Annotated in this window: 1 protein-coding gene and 1 pseudogene; one reads left to right on the top strand and one right to left on the bottom strand. The window is 73.6% G+C overall.

The features are described 5' to 3' along the window. Positions 1-614 (bottom strand): annotated as a pseudogene (locus E1300_RS53240) (hypothetical protein); the annotation flags it as partial. 271 nt (positions 615-885) lie between these two features. On the opposite strand from E1300_RS53240, the gene E1300_RS49275 reads away from it, so the two are divergent. After that, positions 886-2,043 (top strand): maltotransferase domain-containing protein (locus E1300_RS49275; protein ID WP_131764123.1); only part of this gene is annotated, 1,158 nt, incomplete at its 3' end.

Below are 2,043 nucleotides of genomic sequence, written 5' to 3'. Positions count from 1 at the left end.
CCCTCGGGCTCGGGTCCGGCCGCCACCACCAGCGTGATGAGGTCGAACTTCCCGCGGGTCGGCTCGGTCCGGCCGCCCTGGCCGCCCGTCCCGGCACCGCCCGCGGCGGCCTCCTCCTTGTCGCAGAACGAGCGCACGAACGGATCGACGGCCTCGCCGCGCGCCTTCCTGGCGCGGACGCCGAGGCACAGCGAGGTCACCTTGTTCGGCTCGCCCACGCCGTTCTGCGCGTTGACCGTGTTGGCGAACCGCTCGCGCTGGCGGCAGTGGAACGCCAGGTTGAAGTCGAGTGTCGCGTCCCCCCGCGCCGCCCGCGCGTTGACGGCCTCGCAGGTCGCGCTGTTCCGCATCGCCGGCTTCTCGCCCGCGGCCCGTGCCGCCTGGCGCTCGTTCTCCAGCGCCCCGAACTCCACCTGATCGCACTGCTGTGCTGCGCCGACGTCGACCGCCTGGCCCGCGGCGAGCTGCCCGTGGATCCGCGCGCACGCCGAGGACTCCGCGGCCACCTGGCCCGCCACGCGCTCCCCTCCGCTACCGCACGCGGCGGCGCCGCCGATGACCGCCAGCAGCCCCGCCGCACCGAGCACCGTGCGGGCACGCCTCATCTGGATCACGAAGCCGTTCCTTCCGTCGGGGGATGTCGCCGGGGTTACGGGAGCGGCCCGTGGAGCAGTTCATCGCTCAAATGCGCCTTAAGCGCGTCCGAAATCTCGCCTCCGGCGGATTGCCCAGCCCTGGCCGATCTTTACTTGATCTTGCAGTGGCACGGTCGGCCGGAACTTGCGGACGGGGCATGGATGCCTAGGTACATCGGAGACAGGCACATCGCTGGACCATGAGGGCGGCGCCGGCCGGGGCGGGGCGCCGACGGGCGGGAGCACGCGCATGCAGGTGAAGCCGGGGGCCGGGCTGGGCCGCGTCCCGATTCTGGACGTGGCGCCGGCGGCCCGCTGCGGCCCGTGGCCCGCCAAGGCGGCGTCGGGCGAGACGGTCGAGGTCGGCGCGACGGTGTTCCGCGAGGGGCACGGGATGCTGGGCGCGGCCGTGGTGCTGCGCACGCCCGCGGGCGAGGAACTGCCCGGCGCGCGGATGGCCGAGGTCGGCGAGGGCCTGGACCGGTGGGCCGCGAAAGTGACGCCGGACCGGCCCGGCTCGTGGTCGTACCGGGTCGAGGCGTGGGGCGATCCGGTCGCGCACTGGCTGCACGACGCGCGGATCAAGATCCCGCGCGGCCAGGACGCCGAGCTGGTGCTCGCGGAGGGCATGGCGCTGTTCCTGCGCGCCGCCCGCGGCCTCCCGGCCGGGGACCGGCGGGTCCTCGCGCGCCTCACCCGCGTCCTCGCGGACGAGGACCTGGACCCCCTCGACCGGCTCGCCGCCGCCGAGCGCCGCGAGGTCAGGGGCGTCCTGGAGCGCCATCCGCTGCGCGACCTGCTGACGGTGAGCGAGTGGTTCCCGCTGGAGGTGCACCGGCGGCGGGCCCTGTTCGGGTCCTGGTACGAGTTCTTCCCGCGCTCGGAGGGCGCCGCGGTGGAGCCGTCCCGGCACCGGACGCCCCTGTCCGGCACCTTCCGCACGGCGGCGAAGCGGCTGCCCGCCATCGCCGACATGGGTTTCGACGTGATCTATCTGCCGCCGATCCATCCGATCGGGCGGACGTTCCGCAAGGGCCCCAACAACACCCTGGACGCCGGCCCCTACGACCCCGGCTCCCCCTGGGCGATCGGGTCGAGCGCGGGCGGGCACGACGCCGTCCACCCGGACCTCGGCACGATGGAGGACTTCGCTGCCTTCGTCGGCTATGCCCAGGATCTCGGGATGGAGGTGGCACTCGACCTGGCGTTGCAGTGCTCGCCTGACCATCCGTGGGTGCGCGAGCATCCGGAGTGGTTCACCACGCGGGCGGACGGGACGATCGCCTACGCCGAGAACCCGCCCAAGAAGTACCAGGACATCTACCCCCTCAACTTCGACAACGACCCCGACGGCCTGTACACCGAGATCCGGCGGGTGCTCCAGCACTGGATGGACCACGGGGTACGG

Origin of the sequence: Actinomadura fibrosa (genome assembly GCF_900659615.1) — a bacterium.
GTDB classification, from domain to species: Bacteria; Actinomycetota; Actinomycetes; order Streptosporangiales; family Streptosporangiaceae; genus Spirillospora; species Spirillospora fibrosa.
Note: the sequence above shows the minus strand (reverse complement) of the source record. Positions and strands in the feature narration are given on the sequence as shown.